Annotated in this window: 18 protein-coding genes; 13 read left to right on the plus strand and 5 right to left on the minus strand. The window is 58.9% G+C overall.

What is annotated here, in order from left to right:
• Positions 1 to 47: 47 nt before the first annotated feature.
• The gene (locus U5914_RS01340) at positions 48 to 1,682 is read right to left on the minus strand and encodes a class I adenylate-forming enzyme family protein (RefSeq protein WP_336133606.1); all 1,635 of its coding nucleotides are present in this window, start codon (positions 1,680 to 1,682) and stop codon (positions 48 to 50) included.
• Between the two features lie 169 nt (positions 1,683 to 1,851).
• On the opposite strand from U5914_RS01340, the gene U5914_RS01345 reads away from it, so the two are divergent.
• Positions 1,852 to 2,913: a phosphotransferase family protein gene (locus U5914_RS01345; protein WP_336133608.1), complete on the plus strand. Its 1,062-nt coding sequence runs from the start codon at positions 1,852 to 1,854 to the stop codon at positions 2,911 to 2,913.
• A 147-nt stretch (positions 2,914 to 3,060) separates the two neighbouring features.
• On the opposite strand, the gene U5914_RS01350 is transcribed toward U5914_RS01345, so the two are convergent.
• The gene (locus U5914_RS01350) at positions 3,061 to 4,773 is read right to left on the minus strand and encodes an AMP-binding protein (protein ID WP_336133609.1); all 1,713 of its coding nucleotides are present in this window, start codon (positions 4,771 to 4,773) and stop codon (positions 3,061 to 3,063) included.
• A gap of 111 nt (positions 4,774 to 4,884) precedes the next feature.
• Here U5914_RS01350 and U5914_RS01355 point away from each other — a divergent pair, with 111 nt between their 5' ends.
• The 9 genes from U5914_RS01355 to U5914_RS01395 all read left to right on the plus strand — a co-directional run bounded on the left by U5914_RS01355 (position 4,885) and on the right by U5914_RS01395 (position 12,602).
• Positions 4,885 to 5,268: a PaaI family thioesterase gene (locus U5914_RS01355; protein WP_336133611.1), complete on the plus strand. Its 384-nt coding sequence runs from the start codon at positions 4,885 to 4,887 to the stop codon at positions 5,266 to 5,268.
• A gap of 64 nt (positions 5,269 to 5,332) precedes the next feature.
• Positions 5,333 to 6,109 carry an enoyl-CoA hydratase/isomerase family protein gene (locus U5914_RS01360; RefSeq protein WP_336133613.1) on the plus strand — a complete coding sequence of 259 codons (777 nt, stop codon included), beginning with the start codon at positions 5,333 to 5,335 and terminating at the stop codon, positions 6,107 to 6,109.
• 111 nt (positions 6,110 to 6,220) lie between these two features.
• Positions 6,221 to 7,375, plus strand: coding sequence for a thiolase family protein (locus U5914_RS01365; RefSeq protein ID WP_336133615.1), 1,155 nt, complete (start codon positions 6,221 to 6,223; stop codon positions 7,373 to 7,375).
• Positions 7,376 to 7,377: 2 nt separating this feature from the next.
• A complete protein-coding gene (locus U5914_RS01370; protein ID WP_336133616.1) occupies positions 7,378 to 8,550 on the plus strand; it encodes a thiolase family protein in 1,173 nt (390 codons plus the stop codon).
• 76 nt (positions 8,551 to 8,626) lie between these two features.
• A complete protein-coding gene (locus U5914_RS01375; protein WP_336133617.1) occupies positions 8,627 to 9,091 on the plus strand; it encodes a Zn-ribbon domain-containing OB-fold protein in 465 nt (154 codons plus the stop codon).
• Positions 9,092 to 9,111: 20 nt separating this feature from the next.
• The gene (locus tag U5914_RS01380; protein ID WP_336133618.1) at positions 9,112 to 10,719 is read left to right on the plus strand and encodes an acyl-CoA carboxylase subunit beta; all 1,608 of its coding nucleotides are present in this window, start codon (positions 9,112 to 9,114) and stop codon (positions 10,717 to 10,719) included.
• Between the two features lie 63 nt (positions 10,720 to 10,782).
• Positions 10,783 to 11,664, plus strand: a complete 882-nt coding sequence (locus tag U5914_RS01385; protein ID WP_336133619.1) for an SDR family NAD(P)-dependent oxidoreductase — start codon at positions 10,783 to 10,785, stop codon at positions 11,662 to 11,664.
• Positions 11,665 to 11,670: 6 nt separating this feature from the next.
• Positions 11,671 to 12,153 carry an FAS1-like dehydratase domain-containing protein gene (locus U5914_RS01390; protein WP_336133620.1) on the plus strand — a complete coding sequence of 161 codons (483 nt, stop codon included), beginning with the start codon at positions 11,671 to 11,673 and terminating at the stop codon, positions 12,151 to 12,153.
• A gap of 8 nt (positions 12,154 to 12,161) precedes the next feature.
• On the plus strand, positions 12,162 to 12,602 hold the full coding sequence (locus U5914_RS01395; RefSeq protein ID WP_336133621.1) for a MaoC family dehydratase: 441 nt from the start codon (positions 12,162 to 12,164) through the stop codon (positions 12,600 to 12,602).
• Positions 12,603 to 12,628: 26 nt separating this feature from the next.
• On the opposite strand, the gene U5914_RS01400 is transcribed toward U5914_RS01395, so the two are convergent.
• On the minus strand, positions 12,629 to 13,936 hold the full coding sequence (locus U5914_RS01400; protein WP_336133622.1) for a phenylacetate--CoA ligase family protein: 1,308 nt from the start codon (positions 13,934 to 13,936) through the stop codon (positions 12,629 to 12,631).
• Positions 13,937 to 14,001: 65 nt separating this feature from the next.
• Between U5914_RS01400 and U5914_RS01405 the strand changes: the two genes are divergently transcribed.
• The 3 genes from U5914_RS01405 to U5914_RS01415 all read left to right on the plus strand — a co-directional run bounded on the left by U5914_RS01405 (position 14,002) and on the right by U5914_RS01415 (position 16,993).
• Positions 14,002 to 14,994 carry a DUF7065 domain-containing protein gene (locus tag U5914_RS01405; RefSeq protein ID WP_336133623.1) on the plus strand — a complete coding sequence of 331 codons (993 nt, stop codon included), beginning with the start codon at positions 14,002 to 14,004 and terminating at the stop codon, positions 14,992 to 14,994.
• 90 nt (positions 14,995 to 15,084) lie between these two features.
• On the plus strand, positions 15,085 to 16,461 hold the full coding sequence (cofH, locus tag U5914_RS01410; RefSeq protein ID WP_336133624.1) for a 7,8-didemethyl-8-hydroxy-5-deazariboflavin synthase subunit CofH: 1,377 nt from the start codon (positions 15,085 to 15,087) through the stop codon (positions 16,459 to 16,461).
• 64 nt (positions 16,462 to 16,525) lie between these two features.
• Entirely contained in the window at positions 16,526 to 16,993 is a 468-nt protein-coding gene (locus U5914_RS01415) for a hypothetical protein (RefSeq protein ID WP_336133625.1), read from the plus strand.
• A gap of 15 nt (positions 16,994 to 17,008) precedes the next feature.
• Here the strand turns inward: U5914_RS01415 and U5914_RS01420 are convergent, their stop codons facing one another.
• Positions 17,009 to 17,860 carry an amidohydrolase family protein gene (locus U5914_RS01420; protein WP_336133626.1) on the minus strand — a complete coding sequence of 284 codons (852 nt, stop codon included), beginning with the start codon at positions 17,858 to 17,860 and terminating at the stop codon, positions 17,009 to 17,011.
• A gap of 162 nt (positions 17,861 to 18,022) precedes the next feature.
• Entirely contained in the window at positions 18,023 to 18,421 is a 399-nt protein-coding gene (locus U5914_RS01425) for an acyl-CoA thioesterase (protein WP_336133628.1), read from the minus strand.
• Positions 18,422 to 18,453: the final 32 nt, after the last annotated feature.

The following is an 18,453-nucleotide window of genomic DNA, read 5'->3' on the forward strand; positions in this document are numbered from 1 at the left end:
AAAGAGTCAGCTGAGTAAACCGTTAGAACGGGGCTGTTCGTCCCGTCTCAGGGCGACCGCACGCGCTCGTCGTCGCTGACGCTCCATTCCTCGACGCTGCCGCGGACGACTTTCCCGCTCGTACTTCGGGGAAACTCCTCCTGGTCGACGAATTCAATGTAATGGGGGAGTTTGTACCGCGCGATTCGGCCGTCCATGTGGTCGAGTACGTCTTCTGACGACGGTTCGCTGTCTCCCCCCTTCGAGATGTACGCCTTCGGGACCTCGCCCCATTCTTGGTCGGGAACCCGAACGACGACTGCTTCCGTTATTGCCTCGTGATCCAGCAGTACACGCTCGAGCTCCGCGGGATAGATGTTCTCTCCACCGGACTTTATGAGATATTTCCGGCGGTCGATGAAATCGTACGTGCCGTCCTCGTTCCGGACGAACATATCGCCCGTTCGGAACCAGCCCGCCTCGAACTCCGAGTCGTTGGCCTCCGCGTTGCCGATATATCCGCTAAACACGGTCGGCCCGCTGACTGCCATCTCGCCGTATTCGCCGTCTGGAACCTCGTTCCAGTCCTCGTCGATGAGTTTGACCTTACACAGCGGCCCCTCGGACTTCGAGAGGTCCTCTGTCCCCGGACGGGTACCGATGGGAATCGTGTCGTTGCTCAGCGGCGGGAAGCCGACCTCAGTGGACCCGAACGTGTTGAGATACTCGGCATCGAACAGTTCCGTGAGTCGCTTTATTTTGTCCGGATCGACGAGGTCTGCCAGCGCCCCGATTTTCTCCAAGGACTCGTATGCTGCCGTCTCGATGTCGTTTTCGGCTGCGTATTCGAGGATGCGATCCACGACGCCCGGAATGAAGAGGAAATACCCGGTATCAGCTTGTCTGTGGCGTTCAAGCACGAGTTCCGTCTTGAAGCCATCCACCATGTAGAAGGTACCGCCGAGCAGTGTAACGGTGAGTAAAGGCTCGGTCGAGATCATATGAAACATGGGCCCCCACCCGACGAAGTCCGGCCCGACATCTCCGGTGACGTGCCATGCGAGCGCGCGATAGAGGAGTGTATCGTGACTGAGGACCGCACCTTTCGGGAGCCCGGTCGTCCCGGACGTATACAGGATCGCGAGTGCGTCCTCCCGTGCCACAGGAGTCGTCGGTTCTGGCGGCCCCGTCGCGCCTGACGCCACGAGTGAATCGTAATCGAGTGCCTCGTCCGACCCGTCGAGAGCGACGATATCTGGTGTGAGGTCATCGCTGTCGTCGATCCAGTCGACCTTCTCGTACTGTTCGTCGGAAACCACGACGACGTCCGGTCGTGCAATCGAGAGACAGTGCAGTAGTTCCTCTCTGGCTTGCCGCCAGTTTATCGTCGGCACCATCGCACCGAACTTGGCCGCGGCGAACAGGACTTCGGCGTATTCAGCCCGGTTTTCCGAGATTACGGCGATGCTGCTTCCCCGGTCGAGCCCCCGGTCGCGGAGGGCGTTCGCAAGTCGATTAGCACGCTCGTCGAGCTCACTGTACGTCAGCGCTGTGTCGTCCTCCGCGACGATCGCTGTTTTCTCAGGGTTGTTCCGGGCCTGTTTCTCGAGCAAATCGCCGACAGTGTACGAGTGGACTTGTCCGACGTGATGGGCGGTGTCCGTTCCTCCAAGATCGACGTTTAGACCATCAGCTATTGGCATAGCATGTCGCTATTCAGCCGTCTTTATCATAATCCTTTGTCCCCGTGCGGGCGAGAGATAACTCGATCAGTACAACCGTAATGCGATTTTCACCACTGCGGACCACTGACTTGCGCTAATTAGGGGCACAGTTTTTTAACCCTGAGATACGAGCTATCGCTACAGACGTATGCCAGATATCAGTACGGAGTCGCTGTCATCGTATCTATCCGGGCGGCTCGCGGACGATGAAGTGACGGTAACAGATCGGGTCGAACACGTAGAGGGATGGTCGCGAGATACTGTTTCGTTCACTGCATCATGGACGGAAGACGGCGAGGAAGTCGAGGAGCGTCTCGTCGTCAGAGCCGAAAGCGAAGAACAGACGAATGCTGACCTACAGCTCTACGGGGAAATCGAAACGGAGTTCCACGCCATGGATGCGGCTCAGTCTGCGGACATCCCCGTGCCGGAGACGTACTGGTACGAAGACGACGAATCCCATCTTGGCGGCCGGTTCTTTCTCGTCGAACACATCCCTGGCGAAGCGCCGATAACTTGGTCACCGAAGTGGCGTTCACAGCTGTACGACATGTGGGATTCAGACGACCGCACACTCCCACACCAGTTCGTCGACGCAGCGGCTGGTGTTCACTCGATAGATCCGGCAGCTGTCGACGGCATCGAGGATGTCCCACCGGATGAAATCACGAAGCGCGAAATCGACCGCTGGGAATCGCTGTACCGGGAGACGGTTCTAGTCGAAGAACCGCTCATGGAAGAGGCCCTCGAGTGGCTGAAACACAATCAGCCGACAGTCGACGAGACGACACTCGTCCACGGCGACTTCCGCGTCGGGAACATGCTCGTCGACGACGGAACGATGACCGGTGTTCTCGATTGGGAGTTCGCACGGGCAGGCGACCCGCTGTTCGACATCGGCTATGCGAGCATGGATTACTACGCTGGCAAGCTGATTAACGAACCTGAGCGACCCGAGCTGGCGTGTTCGCTGCTTGAACGCGACTGGTTCTACGACGAATACGAGAAACGAACCGGCCGAACCGTGACACAGGAGCGGGTGAAATTCTGGCGCGTCCTCTCGATATTCCTAGTCATCACGATGTGTATCGGCGGAATGCACCGCTACCACGAGGCCCAGTCCGACGACGTTCGAAACGTCTGGTTCCAGTACATGCTCCCCGGGCTCCGTGAGTCGCTGCTCGATCAGATCCGCGACGACCGAACGTAACGACGAGGGAGATCCTTCACTGTTTTGCGGGCCGCTGCGTTTTCACCGTCGATGCGATAGCGGCTGAGACAAACGGATTCGCTTTTCGGTGACGGACCGTGGGTAAGAGGCGACGGACCAGATCCAGAGTGCGCCGAGAAAAGGAGGTTAGAACGCTTGGGCCACGCCTTCGCGTTCCCGGAGGTCTGTCCGTCGGAGTTTGCCGACGGGGTTTTTGGGCAACTCGTCAACGAACTCGATCTCACGAGGATACTCGTATTTCGCGAGGTTCTGCTTGACGTACTCTTGGAGGTCCTCCTTCAACTCCTCGGATGGCTCTTCTTCCTCATTCAGGACGACGAAGGCCTTCGGTACCTGTCCACGAGTGTCGTGCGGAATGCCGATGACGCCACAGTCGGCGACCGCATCGTGGCTCACCACGCTTTCCTCGACTTCCTCCGGTCCGACCCGGTATCCCGAACTGAGGATGACGTCGTCTTTCCGGCTCACGAAGCCGAAATAGCCGTCCTCATCTTTCGTTCCGAGGTCTTCCATCAGGTGCCAGCCGTTCTTTCGCTTGCTGGCCGTCTTTTCGGGCTCGTTCCAGTACTCCTTGAAACACACCGGATCGTTCTCGTAGCGCACGGCGATTTCGCCGGGTTCCTCGGGCTCTTCGATCACTTCCGCCGTCTCGGGATCGACGATTTCGACCTCATGGCCCGGCGCGGCCCGGCCCATCTTTCCTTCTCGGTAGTCCGTCAACTCGGTGCAGTCTCCGATGATAATGTTTGCCTCGGTCTGTCCGTAGGCCTTCTGGATCGTCGCACCGTCGAACGTCTCAGCGGCCCAATCGACAATGCTCTGGCCGACCTCTTCGCCGCCACTCGGGACGACCCTGACGCTGCTGACGTCGTGTTCGTCTGCGACGTCGTCGTGTTGCTCCATCATCCGGAGTGCCGTCGGCACCGACAGGAAACTCGTCACGCCGTACTTCTCGATGATCTCGAACGCCTTCTCGGGAACGAACTCCCGGCGTTCATAGGCGACAACCGGGCGACCGTAGTAGAACGGGCAGAATACCATATTGAAGATACCCACCCATGCCCACTCCATCGGCATCCAGTATACGTCCTCGCCTTTGACGTCCATTGCCGAGAACGTCGTTATGAAACACGGGAGCTGCCCTAAGAGGAAGCGATGTCCGTGAAGCACGCCCTTCGGATCGCCGGTCGTCCCGCTCGTGTAGATGATGATCGCGTCGTCGTCGGGATCCGTCGGGTACGTGTCGAACTCTCTCGAGTAGTCGTCGATCGTCTCCCAGAAGTTGCCCTCGTCGCCCTCCGGTTCGACATCGCCGACAGTCAGGACGCTCTCGAGGTCGTCGAGATCGTCTTTCACATCACGGAACGTGTCGATGTTGTTCTCGTCGACGATACAAGCCTTCGCGCTCGAACTTTCGAGGCGGAAGCTAAGACCATCGGGACCGAACAGGACGCTGAGTGGAATCGAGACGGCACCGAGCTTCCAGATTGCAATGTGTGCAAGTGCGGCTTCAGCTTTCTGTGGAACGTTGACGCCGACGCGGTCGCCGGGTTCGATCCCCTGATCCACGAGGTAGTTCGCGATCTGATTCGTGATGTTTTGCATCTGCCAGAACGTGTAGGTACGCTCGTTCCCTTCCGGATCTTCCGCGAAGATGGCGACACGGCTTTTGTCGTCTGCCCACCGGTCACAGACATAGTCCGCCATGTTGAATTGGTCGGGGATATCCCACTCGAACTCGTCTAAGAGCTGATCATAACTGTCCCACTCCTGCTGGTAGAAGTGGTATGCGTCTAGGTTTGGCACGTCGGCCATACGTGGTTTGTTTGCTACTACCATAATAAAACTTCTAGCCTGACGGCGCCCGACTGGCCCAACTGTCGACGAACGAAGTCACTGTTGAATCGACCTCGTCGGTATCTTGAATATCGTTGGGATTGAACGAGAGGTATGGAAATCGAGAGGTTTTTTGAGCAACTGCCGTTCGTCAACTTCCTTGGTATCGAAGTTGTCGAGGCCGACAACGGTCGGGCGGAGGGATATCTCGAGATGCAAGACGAACTCTCGTGGAACGCGAACGAACAGATGGCCCACAGCGGCGTCACGTTCACGCTCGCGGAGGTGACAGGCGCGGCCGCGATGGTATCGCTCAACGAACCGCCGGTTTTCACGATCGACATCGACGTCAAGTACCTCAATACCGGGTACGGTGATCTCTACGCGGAGGCCGAGGTCGTTCGTAACGGGGACGAGGTCGGCATCGTCGAGGTCGATGTCGTCGACGAAGACCAATCGCGGGTCGTCGGCGCAACGGCAGTCCTCGCGCTTACTTGACTGCCGGACTGAGTCACTGACGGTGGTACTTATAGGGGAGGCGTTCCTTCGTCCGTCCAAGCCGATGTACTCCGACGTTCAGTACGAGACGACTGAGGGAGTCGCGACGATAACGATCGACCGTCCTTCGGTGGCCAACGCGTTCCGGGCCAAGACGGTATCCGAACTGAACGACGCCCTTGGCAGGGTCCGAGACGACGATGAAATCTACGCGCTGGTGCTTACCGGGGCCGAGGGTGCCTTCTGTGCCGGCGGCGACATTACCGAGATGCCGGACTGGAAGGAACAAGGCAAGGAAGCCTACAGTGCGTTTCTCGAATCCGTCCAAGATGTCGTGCGGACGCTCAGGTCGATGTCGAAACCGAGCGCCGCGGCCGTCTCGGGGCCTGCTGTCGGTGCTGGCTGTGACTTCGCGCTCGCATGTGATCTTCGTGTCGCTGGCCCGGACGCGGTGTTTCGCGAGGGATTCGTGCGGGTCGGGCTGGTCCCCGGCGATGGGGGAGCGTGGCTGCTCCCGCGACTCATCGGGGAGTCGAAGGCCAAGGAGTACCTCCTCACAGGCAAGGACATACCTGCCGACGAGGCGCGCGAACTTGGCCTTCTCGTCGAAATTTCCGACAAGCCGCTGGGACGGGCACAGGAGTTGGCAAGCGAGATCCGTGACCTGCCTGCGACGGCAGTCCAGGGAACCAAACGCCTCGATCCGGAGGTCTCCTTCGACGAGCACTGCAAACAGGCAATCGAACACCAGTGGGACTGCGTGACTGATCCGGAACACGACGAAGCGGTCGCTGCCATGCGTGAGTCCCGAGAGCCGGACTTCGACCGAGATTACTCCTGATGGCGTATCGTTAGGCCGACCGAGTTGCCCACACCTCGGTATCGATAGTGAACTGGTTGTGGACACCAAATTTATATCTATGTCGGGGAGGAAGAGTAGGGTGGTAGTGCAATGTCAGAAGTAGCTTTAGTCTCATACGCGCTTGAGGGCTTCCATGACCGCATCGCGTCTCGCGGGAATGAAGTCGTCTTCGAGGTCTCTCGTGACGCCTTGGACAAGGTCGGTCTCGAACGCGAGGACGTCGACGCAGTCATCGGGTGTGATCAGGACGCATTCAATGGCGTGACAGTAAGTTTCGGCATGAAAGCGTGCGCGGTTGGCGGCTATAACAAACCGTCGACGCGCATTCAGAACGGCGGGGTATATGCGATCGCGCAGGCCCGGTCGAAGATTCTCGCCGGTAAAGCTGACTGTGTCGTCATCGCGTCCGAAGACAACGTCCGTTTCGATGAAACGGCGATTAGTACCATTAGCCAGGATCCGGTGTACACACGTCCGATTGGCCAGAACTACGCCCAATCACACGCGATGATCGCGAGTCATCACCTCGAGCGTGATGATGTAACGGAGCGGGATTACGCTCGCACTGTGGTAAAAAACTACGCGGCGGCTGCGGACAATCCGTACGCGCATCGTAAAAAGGAACCAACGGTCGACGAAGTCCTCGATTCCGACCTCGTGTCGTGGCCGATTCGAGAGTCCGAAATCGCCCCTGTCTCTGCTGGCGGGGGTGCCATCGTGCTCACGTCGGCCGACTTAGCCAGAGAAGTGACAGATTCGCCGGTGTGGATCGAAGGTACGGGGCTGGGTTCGAGTCGCTACTCGATGCGAGATATGGACGAGCTCAGGCGCATCCCTTCACTTCGAGCAGCACGGCACGAGGCGTACGAACAGGCCGATATCACCGACCCGCGTGCTGAAATCGATCTGGCGGAGGTTTACGACCCTATCGCACCAATGGAAATTCTAAGTTACGAGGCACTTGACTTCTGTGAGGATGGTGCAGGTGCTCAAATGATACGAGACGGCATCACGGAGAGCGACGGCGACCTTCCGGTGAATCCGTCGGGTGGCGCGGTCGCGACGAACCCGCTCAACACCGGCGGGCTCTATCGGACTGCGATGGCCATGGCAGCGCTTCGGGGTGACGACCAAAGCGTTTCCGTTCCCGGTGCGCAGAAAGCGGCTGTCATGGGCAGTGACCAGATGTACGGAAGTCGTGGTCGGACCGACGGCGTGCTCGTCCTCGGAGGGGAGGCCGCCTAACTATGACCGAACAAGTCGGCGTGGTCGGTGCCGGATACTCCGATCCCGAAACGTTCACCGACCACCGAAACGCGGAACGTTCGAAAGAGGACCTGGCCCTCTCCACTATCGAGAACACCCTCGACAACGCTGGTATCGGAATGGCCGATGTCGATGCGACGGTATTCACGACGGTCGACGGGTTTGAGGCCACCAACCGGATCGAACGAACTCTCGGGACCCTTGGCCAAGGGAACAACATCCCACTCATCAGCGTCAACACTGGTGGCACTGGTGGTGGTAGCGCCTTCAAAGCGGCCTATGAACAGATCGCCGCTGGCCAACATGACGTGGTGCTCGTCTATGCGTCGGGCTCGTTCGACTCCGCCGTCGAGGGGCAGCAGATCATGAACACCGCTGCGCCGCCGATCTTCGAGAAGCCAATTATCTCTGCGATTCATATGGGCGCACTGTATGCCTCGAAGTACATGGACACGTATGATGTCACCGAGGAGGATCTCGCGCTGACAGCGGCGAAAAACTACGAGTCGGCATCGAACAACCCGTGGGCACACCGTGACCGTGCGTTCTCCGTCGAGGAGATCATGGACTCGGAGATGGTCGCTTGGCCACTCCGTCGGTTGCTGACCTGCCCCGTCTCGTCTGGTGGTGGCGCGATGATACTGGCCTCCGAAGAGGCGACGCGCGAACTCATGGACGAGCCGATCTGGGTGGACGCGGCACAGAGCATCACGAACACGTTCCTGACGGGCTATCGCACCTACGAGAGCTTTCCGAAGCTCGAAACGCTTGCCGAACGGGTCTACGAAAACGCGGCCATCGAGGACCCGGAGTCCGAGATCGACTACGTCGAGACGTTTAACCCGTATATTGCATTCGAGTTAATGCAGTACGAGGCCCTCGGCTTCTGTGAGTACGGTGAGGGGCCCGAGTATCTCCGGTCGGGAATCACGCAGGCCGATGGTGACGTCCCGTGGAATATGTCCGGCGGTGTCCTCTGTACGAACTCCGGGATCTGCGCGTCGCTTTCACGCCACATCGAAGTCGCCCTGCAACTCATGGGCGATGCCGGTGACCGGCAAGTCGACGACCCGGAGGTCGGACTCTCACACTCTTGGGGATCGAATCTCGGCCAATTCCACACCTTGGCAGTCATGTCAAAGGAGTCCGCCTGATGAGAGGACTCAAACCGGCCGACGAAAACGGACGAAAAGCCTTTGACCGAACGAGCAAACAGATAGGAGTACACAAATGACAGACACAGATTCATACGAGAAGACGTTTCGCTGGGAACTGGATTTCAGTCTTAATCTGGGTGAGACAGACCGCAAGTTCTTCGAGGGACTGAAAGAAAAGCGGATTCTCGGGAAGGAATGTCCCGACTGTGGTCGGGTGTTCGTCCCGCCGCAGCCGTACTGTGACGAATGTTTCGCCAGAACCGACGAATGGGTTGAGATGGAACAGGAGGCGGTCGTCGAGAGCTACACAGTCACCTTCCGGCAGTTTCGTAACATGCCGGAACCACCGTACATCAACGGTGCCATCAAGATCGGTGACTCGGCGACATCGCTGCTCCACTTCATCGGTGGCATTGACTACGACGAACCCGAGGACCTCATCGACGAGGTAAGCAGCGGCACGGTCGTTGAGCCGGTCTGGGACGACGACCGCGACGGCGACATCCTCGACATCAAGCACTTCGAGCCCGTAAACTAATTCGAGACTTACCACTAAAAATGTCTGACGAGAACGGCGATCCGAACCGACGACAGCTGGATTCAGAGGAACTGCTAGAACGAGTTATAGAGGAGAAACGGAAGGTCTCCGACGAGGGACGCCCGGAGGACGTCGAGCAGATGCACGAAAACGACGCGCTGACAGCACGTGAGCGCGTAACGTATCTCTGTGACGACGGTTCCTTCGACGAGATCGGACAGCTCGCATCCCCCGGGCCGAGCACGCCCGAGACGGTTGATTGGGACCGCCATGACGCGCCAGCAGACGGCATCATCACTGGAATCGGTGAAATCGACGGTTGCCCGGTCGCCGTCGGGTCGTTCGATTTCACCGTCAAAGGCGGCTCGATTGGCCATACCGGGTTCACGAAACTGCGACGGATTCTCGATCTCGCCCGAGACAATGGGTATCCAGTGGTTCTTCTGCACGAGGGCGGCGGCCACCGCATCCAAGAGGGCCTCGACGCACGACCCATCGCCCATGGTGATTATCAGGGGACTTTCGACATGCTGGCCAAATTATCCGGATATGTGCCCCTAGTCTCGGGGATTATGGGTGCCGGATTCGCCGGGCCGACCAACTACGCATCGCTGTGTGACTACGTCCCCATCGTCGAGGGACGCGGGAACATGGGGATGGCCGGACCCGAAATCGTCAAGGCGGCGCTCGGAAAGGACATCTCCAAAGACGATTACGACGCCCGGTTCCACACCGTCGAGACGGGAATGGCGCATGCCTCGTTCGAGACGGACGAGAAGTGTCTGGATTCGATCAGAACCTATCTCTCGTATCTGCCTCGGAACGCGACGGAGTCGCCGCCTAAGACAAATGACCAGACGCCCCCACCACAGAGCAAAGTCGAGGATCTCCTCGAGGTGGTCCCTCCGGATCCAAAGAAAGGCTACGACACGCACAACGTCATTGACGGCATCGTCGACCAAGGTTCGTTTTTCGAGTTACAGGAGAACTTCGCCCAGAACATCATCGTCGGATTCGCTCGAATCGACGGTCACTCCGTCGGAATCGTGGCGAACAACCCTCGCATCAAAGCCGGGACGATCGACGTCGACGTGACAAGCAAGGGGCCACGCTTTATCAGCATGTGTGACGCTTACGATGTTCCAATCGTGTTCTTCTCGGACATTCCGGGCTTCCTGCCCGGGCCGGACCAAGAGCGGAGGGGTCTCGCCAGACACGCTGGCAAGTTCCTCTACGAACTCGGCCGGGCGACGACCCCGATTATCAACGTCACTATGCGACGCGGCTACGGGTTCGGCTATTTAGCGATGGCCGGCGGTCGCAACGCGAACCAGCTCAAACTCGTCTGGCCGACGACGGAAATCGCTGGCATGTCAATCGAGGGGGCGGTAAGTCTGGTTTATCGCGACAAAATCCAAGACGCGGAGGACTCGGAAGCGAAACGTCAGGAGTTGATTGATGAGTTCACGTCACGAACCGGCCCCCTCCGCGCGACTGAAGACATGGGGGTCGACGCAGCGATCGACCCGCGGAATACCCGCGACATAATTACCCATGTGCTCGAACGCACTGAGCAGGTCGATTCGGACAAGCTCCCGCCGAAGAAGCACGGTATTCCGCCGATATAGTAGTCTCACTTTTCCAACTTGAACACGTAGTTTCATGAGGTTGCGTTGAGCAAAGTAGCACGTATGCTAGACGGAAAAGTGTGTATCGTGGCTGGCGGCGGCCACGGGCTCGGCGAAGCGACTGCAATCCATCTCGGCAAACTCGGCGCGACCGTTGTCATCAATGACCTCGGGACCGATCCGAGCGGTGAGAGTCGGGACGAAGAACCGGCGGCGAAGGTCGCAGAAGAGGTCGAAGCTGCAGGTGGCACCGCGATGCCACACTTCGGCGACGTGACCTCTCTTGAGTATACGCAGGAACTCGTCGATGATACGGTCGACGAGTACGGTCGTATAGACGGTGTTGCTAACTTTGCGGGTATACTCAACGATTCGTTCACCCACAGTATGTCCGGGGATGAATGGGACAGCGTCATCAACGTCCACCTCAGGGGGCACTTCGCCCTGTTGCGGAACGTCGCCGCACACTGGCGTCAACGGTCGAAAGACGAGGGGCTTGACTCCCAACGCTCGTTCCTTGCAATGACGAGCCGCTCGGCGCTTGGCAACCCGGGACAGATCAATTACTCGGCAGCGAAGTCCGGTATCATGGGGATGACCTGGACTGCAGCACAGGAACTCTCCCGGTACAATGTCCGGATGAACGCGCTGATGCCAACTGCGTTCACCCGCCTCATAGAAGAAATCCCCGAGGAACAACGTCCCTTCACGGAAGAGGAGATGCCCCCGGAGAAGGTCGCACCCATGGTCGGCTACATGATGAGTGACGCCGCTGAGGACATCAACGGGTGTATCCTACGAGCGGCGGGAGACGCCATTGGCCTCGTCTCCGAGCCGTCTATCGACCGGCTAGCCTTCCAAGAAGGCGGCTGGACGGCCGAAGAGATTGCCGACAGGTTCCGCGATACCGTCGGAAACGATGTGAACCTAGACCGCACGCAGTGAGGAACGATGCCAGCAAAACCGCTCACTGAACTCGAAGAGATGATTGGAGTATCACGCATCACCGTCGAAGGGCTCACAGTCGAGCGTGGCAAAGTCGCGGAGTTCGCCACCGCGGTGCGAGACGAGAATCCGGTGTATCGTGACGCCGAAATGGCGGCTGAACAGGGGTTCGACGGGATTCCGGCTCCACCGACGTTCACCCAGGTCGCTCGGCATCCCCACTATCAGCCTGCAGACTTCGACGAAGACGGTATCCAAGGCTTCGACCTAGGGTTCGACGAGGAACGAACTGTCCACGGCGAGCAGGAATACGAGTTCGAGCGTCCGGCAGTAGTCGGTGAGACTCTAACTGGAACAACTACCCTGACAGACGTCTTCCAGCGGGAAGGCAGCGACGGAACGATGACGTTCGCGGTTCTCACAACCGAGTACCGCAACAACGATGATGAGTTGTTAGTGACGGAACGACGAACGGCTATCGAAACCTGACATCGAATATGACCAGCGAATACACGGAACCCTTGCGTGCGGGCGACGTCGCAGTCGGCGACGAGGGACCAACGCTCGTCGTCGAGGACGTCGAACGAATAGATTTTGCAAAGTACGCCGGTGCGAGCGGAGACTTCAATCCGTTGCACGTGGTCGAACCGTACGCCAAGGAAGCCGGCAACCCGAGCGTCTTCGGACACGGGATGCTCACCGCGGGATACGCCTCGCGAATGGTCACCGACTGGTTCGGACTTGCCAACCTCAGGCGGTTCAAGACCCGGTTTACGGCCAAACTTTGGCCCGGGGATACGGTGACAGTGACTGGCGAGATCGTCGACAAGTACGAATCAGACGGTAACGTCTGCGTCGACGCCGAGTTCGCGGCGACGAACCAAGACGACGAAACGCTCGTCACCGGCGAGGCGATGGCGATCGTTCCGACAGAGTGACCGCTAAGGTCGTCAACAGCTTGTTATTACCGCTCGTCGACGACGACTTCCCCCTCGGTGACCTCAAAGCCTTCTTTGACCTCTACAGTGTCCGGTGATATGTTGATTACCTCAGCGATGCCATCACCGAGTTCGTCGGTGTCGACGCCGTCGGGGTCGCCGCCGACCGTGATCTCGAGGCGGTCAGTCTGACCCTCCGGTCGACTCACGTGCAGTTGCATGTTCTCGGGATCTACGTTCGGCACACCCGCGAGGTGCATCTGGAGTTCGAGCGGATAGACCTTGACGCCCTTGATCTTACGCATGTTGTCGGTCCGCCCGAAGACACCCTCTGGTAGGACGTATTCCCCGTGTTCCGTCTCGCGCTTGTCGAGAATCGTCAGGTCGCCGGTGCGGAGCCGGAGGACTGGTGCGGCTTCTTCTTGAAGTGTTGTAAGAACGAGTTCGCCCTTTTCGCCCCGTTCGACGAGCTCGCCAGTTTCGGGATCGACAACCTCTGGGAACACCTTCTTGGTGAACAGATGCATCCCGTCTTCTTCGTGGGACTCGAACGCGATGTGACCCGTCCCGAACTCGCTGAGTCCGTACCCATCGACGACCGTAACGTCACCGCCGAACGCGCCGCGTACCTGTTCACGGTACCCGTCGATTGCCGTAAACGGTTCCCCACTGCAGATGACGCGCTCGACGCTGTCGAGTTGCCCCTCATCTGCCGTGTTAGCGATTTTCAGCATGAAACTGGGGAATCCACAGACGGTGGTCACCTCGTGATTCGCTATCACTTCGACCTGCTCTTCAGTGTCGCCTGGGCCAGTCGGGATGTGACGGGCACCGATCTCTTCTGCTGCCCCGCCGATAGCCCAACCGAATGGGTATGGTGTGAAGTTCGCCGTGTTCAACACTATGTCGTCCGACGTGACGCCGATATTGCGGTACGCTTTGGCGTTGACCTCGTTGTTGATTTCGATGTCTTTGGTTGTCTGGGGCACCGGCATGCGCGTGTCCATGTAGGGGTTGGGCGTGAGGTTTGTCCGGATGACGTCCCACTCGTCGGGGACGAGGCTCCCCAGCGGCGGGTTCTCGGTGTAGTCATTTGCTAGGTCTTCCGGCGTCATGGCCGGTAGTTGTCGGAACGTCTCTATCGAGTCGATATCTTCAGGCTCCAGTCCCGCTTCCTCGAACCGCTCCTGATAGAAGTCGAACTGCCAGAGATATTCGGCGGCGCTTTGTAGTCTGTCGATGACCTCTTCTGTCTCATCTAATGTGGCTCGAACCATACGGTATGTATGATTTCGGTTAGGGAAAAATAGTTTCGGGTGGGTAACACCCCTCACGGTACACCGGTCGATGATATGTATCGTGGCAACGCTTATATGACACGCCTGACGACGATTCTGGTATGGAGACTGCTGCCGTAACTGACGAATATCTGCACGAGCCGATGGACCGCCGGTTGTGGAACGAAAGTTACTACTTCGATTTCACTGCCGATGACGTTCGCGGGTTCATGCGTCTCGGTTTCCAGCCGTTCGAGCGCCGGGCAAACGTCTGGTTCTACCTCGTGCAGGACGGGACCGTATACTGGTACCGAGACGAGACGATTCCGATCGAAAACTGTCACGGCCACCATGTTCGGACCGACGCACTCCGGAAATCCTACCGTATCGTCGACCCACACGCCGAGTGGTCGCTCACCGCTGAGGGCACGTGTGCCGCGAGCGACGATTCGTGGGACGTACTCGTCGGTGCCGACGAGTCGGTTCCGGTCGAACTCGACCTCACCTTCGCCGATCCGCACCACGACGCGTACTCCATTGACATGCTGGTCGACACGCAGGACCACTACGACCAGACCGGTCACTACTCCGGCACAGCGACGATCGACGGCACCCAATACGAGGTCGACGGACAGGGGTTCCGTGATCACTCGTGGGGCTGGTTTCGGGACTGGACGCCGGGTGAGTGGGGTCACTACTCGGGCATGCTGCAGTTCGAGAACGGTGAGTGCGTGACGCTCGTCGCGCAGATTCGGCCCGATTCGAGCGTCCGCACCACGTTCGGATACCGGGCGAATGGCGACCGCTTCGAGACCATTAACGAGGCTGGCGTCTCGTGTTCGGACGGACTAAATCGGGAGGACCGCGGGCGGGCGTGGGCCGAAGGCGACCGCCCTGAACGAATTACCTACAGCCCCGACTTCGGCGAGGGCCGGACCGATATTCACTGTACACCCTTGCACAATCTCCCCATCGGCTACGAGGACCGCAACTGGGCGCTGTCCGACCCCGACGGGCCGTGGCTCCAAGGCGTGCTGAACCGGATGCCGGTCGATTGCGAGTGGGACGGCGTCGCGGGATCCGGCTGGATCGAGGCGACCCATCCGTTCAACTGAACAGGTCGTCCCGACTCCCGCTGATTAACGACCGTCTGAGCTGGCTGAAGGGCACAAATTTTATACGCTGTTTCCGTGTGGTGTCATACCATGACAGATGGTTTTCGGAGCGCTGCAAACATCTCACGCGAGGAGTTCGAGTTTGAGTCGGTACCCGAGACCGACCAGTCGTTCGAGAACGCCCTCGCGAAGGCGCGATCGGGGGATCGCCTAACCGTCGACGATGGGATCGAACTCCTGACGACGGGGACCGACGAACCTGAAATCGACCGCAAACGAAAAGAGGCAGTCCTCGAAGCCGCTGACCGGCGGCGCGCCGAGGTCGTCGGCGATGAGGTAACGTTTATTGCGAACATCAACAACAACGTCACGACGGCCTGTAACACGGGCTGTCTGTTCTGCAACTTCAAGGATCGCTCCGAGGAGTTCCGGGTCACACACGACGACGACCATGAAGGGTTCACCAAGACACCGGACGAATCCAGAGAAATCGTCCGTGACGCGGTCGACCGTGGCATCTACGAGGTGACGTCCGTCAGCGGTCTTCATCCGGCGTTCACGCTTGACGACGAGCATCTAGCCCGTCTCGAAGCCAGCGACCGGGGGGATCTGAACTACCGTCCGGCAGAGGAGTACGAAAAAGACCCTGGAACGTACGTCGAGCAGATACGCGCGATGAGCGTCGACGACGTGCACGTCCACTCGATGACGCCGGAAGAGGCATACCACGCCCGGCGGGGGACGGACTGGTCCTACGATGAGGTGTACAGCCGGCTGAAAACCGCTGGCCTAGATTCGGTACCCGGCACTGCGGCCGAGATACTCGTCGACGAGGTCCGTGACGTAATCTGTCCCGGGAAAATCGACACGACCGAGTGGATCGATGCTATGGAAGGTGCGGCGAGTGCCGGGCTCCCGACAACGGCGACTATCATGTACGGCCACGTCGAGAATGAGGCCCACCGTGTCATGCACCTCGAACGAATCAGAAATATCCAAGACCGCACGGGAAACATCACGGAGTTCGTCCCTCTTTCGTTCATCCACCACGACACACCCCTCCACGAGCGCGGAATGGTCGACGCCGGGGCGACTACCGACGAAGACGAACTGATGATCGCCGTTTCGCGGCTGTTCCTCGATAACATCGACAACATCCAGTCATCTTGGGTCAAATACGGCGACGATCAGGGCCTGAAGATGCTCTCCTGTGGCGCGAACGACTTCATGGGAACAATTCTCTCGGAGGAGATTACGAAACGGGCCGGGGGCGGACACGGTGAGTTTCGCTCGTTCGAAGAGTTCGTCGACATGATCTCGGCCATCGGGCGCACACCAGTCGAACGGTCAACCGACTACGAGCAGCGTCGCCGCATCAACCCCGACGACGACCCGCACGGTCCGGCGCTCGGACCACGTGCCGATGGGACGCCCATGCTAGCATCGCCGCCCGTCCGGGGCGACTGAGACGAATCTAGGTTGGCAGTCTCGGGGGTATTTTTATGGGCTGTGCATGCGTTTCCACGGCAGGATGCCGTACCTAGAACCCGAACACGTGTTACAGCAGTTCGCGAGTTATCTGAACGAGGACGTGCGGAACGCTATCGAGGACGACCAGAAGTTCGTCCAAGCACAGGTAGGGTCGATGTCCAGTTCCCTGAATTTCTTATCGCGGGAACTCGGGGGAATGCACGTCGCGCTCAAGACCCAGCAGCGGCGGTTACACTGTGCGCTCGATGACGTCGAGGACAGCCTCGGTGAGGACGAGTCGGCCGCTGCAGTCGCAGACGCGATTACCGCCGCGCGGGCGGACATCGAACGCGCCGACGCAACGAACGCCCGTGAGTTCGAACAGGAGTTGACCACTGCTGCAATCGCTGTTTTCGAGGCTGTCAACGAAGAACTCGACGACGCCGACGCCCAGCAAGCGCGCCAGCCACTCTATGACTTTCTCGATACGCGAGTTCAAACGCAGCTCGATCTGCTCGGACGAAAATAGGAGCGACAGAGGGCGCTACAGGTCGAATATCGACTCGGCGTTCTCAGCGAGTACTTTGCTCTCGACCTCGTTTGAGAGCTCGAACTCCTCGAGTTGGCCCAGTGACTGATCGAAGTCGACGACCGGATAGTCCGTTCCCCAGAGGACCTTGTCACGACCGTGTGACCGCATGAAGTTGACGAGGGACTCGTCCCAGTACTGGGGGGCGTAGGCGGCAGTGCCGATATAGACGTTAGGGTGGACCCACGCGTGGGCGACCAATTCTTCCGTCCACGGCCAGCCTGTGTGTGAGCCGACGAGATCGAGTTCGGGGAAGTCGATGGCGATATCGTCGAGAAGAATCGGCTTCCCGTGCTTGTTGGGCGTCGGAATCGCCGAGTGGCCGACCTGCATCACCACGGGCACGCCGAGCTCGGCACATTTCGTGTAGAATGGATAGAACTTGCGGTGGTTGAGCGGCACGTCGAAGCCGTAGGCGTCGATATTGGCACCGACAAAGCCGTAGTCTTCGACGGCTGTTTCGAGGCGACGGACACCCTCCATGCCGTCGTGTGGGTTGATTCCCGCGAGGCCCTTGAACCGGTCCGGGTACTCTTGGCAGAGCTCGTGGACGAGTTCGTAGGATATGTCTATCTCCATCCCCTTATGACGGACGTTACCGTACTTGAGCGCCGGAATCAGGACTTTGTCGACGCCCGCGGCGTCCATCTTTTCGACGAACTCGTCCGGCGTTTTGACCGCACCAGTAAAGAGGTCCGGCTGGTCGAACAGTTCGGCCGCATCTTGGACCGCCGAATCACTGAACTGGTGAAGCGCGTCTTCGGTGAAGGGGTTACACCACGTATCGATGGCGATTCCGTCCGTCATGCTTTAACCTCCGTGAGGACCGACCGGTAATCTGGGCGCTGTGCATCCGGCTGTGGAACTTGCCACACTCGCATCGTTCTACATCTCGAAGACATCACACAAAAGTATTTGCGCTTCTGACGGTTCCCGGTCGTTCCACAACTCAGCGACCAATGGGGTCGGTCACTCGGTGTATTCCTGCAGGCGATTACGGATATCGGGTGGAACGTGGGTCGGTTCTCCAGTCGCTGCATCGATACAAGCAAGCGTCAGCTCGGCCGTGAAAACCAGTTCGCCCTTGAGCGTGCCACGAGCGGCCAGCGTGATGGAGGCGTCGCCAACGCGAGGGACGAGCTCGATGACCACGGTGTCGTCGACACCGATCGAGTCGACGTAGTCAGCCTCGGCGTGGACTGCCGGATAGAGCAGTCCGCGCTCTTCTGCGGCGGACGGGGAGAAGTCGACCTCGGTCATCAGTTCCTCCATGCCTCGAACGACGTGGTCGATGACCGTTGGCGTGTAAATAAGGCCACTGAAATCGGTATCGCCGGTCTTGACTGTCCACGTGTATGAGTACGTCATGCCTGCTCATGGGTGCAGCGGATGTATAACCT

It is taken from the genome of Natronomonas amylolytica (assembly GCF_037031205.1).
In the GTDB taxonomy this organism is placed as follows: domain Archaea; phylum Halobacteriota; class Halobacteria; order Halobacteriales; family Haloarculaceae; genus Natronomonas; species Natronomonas amylolytica.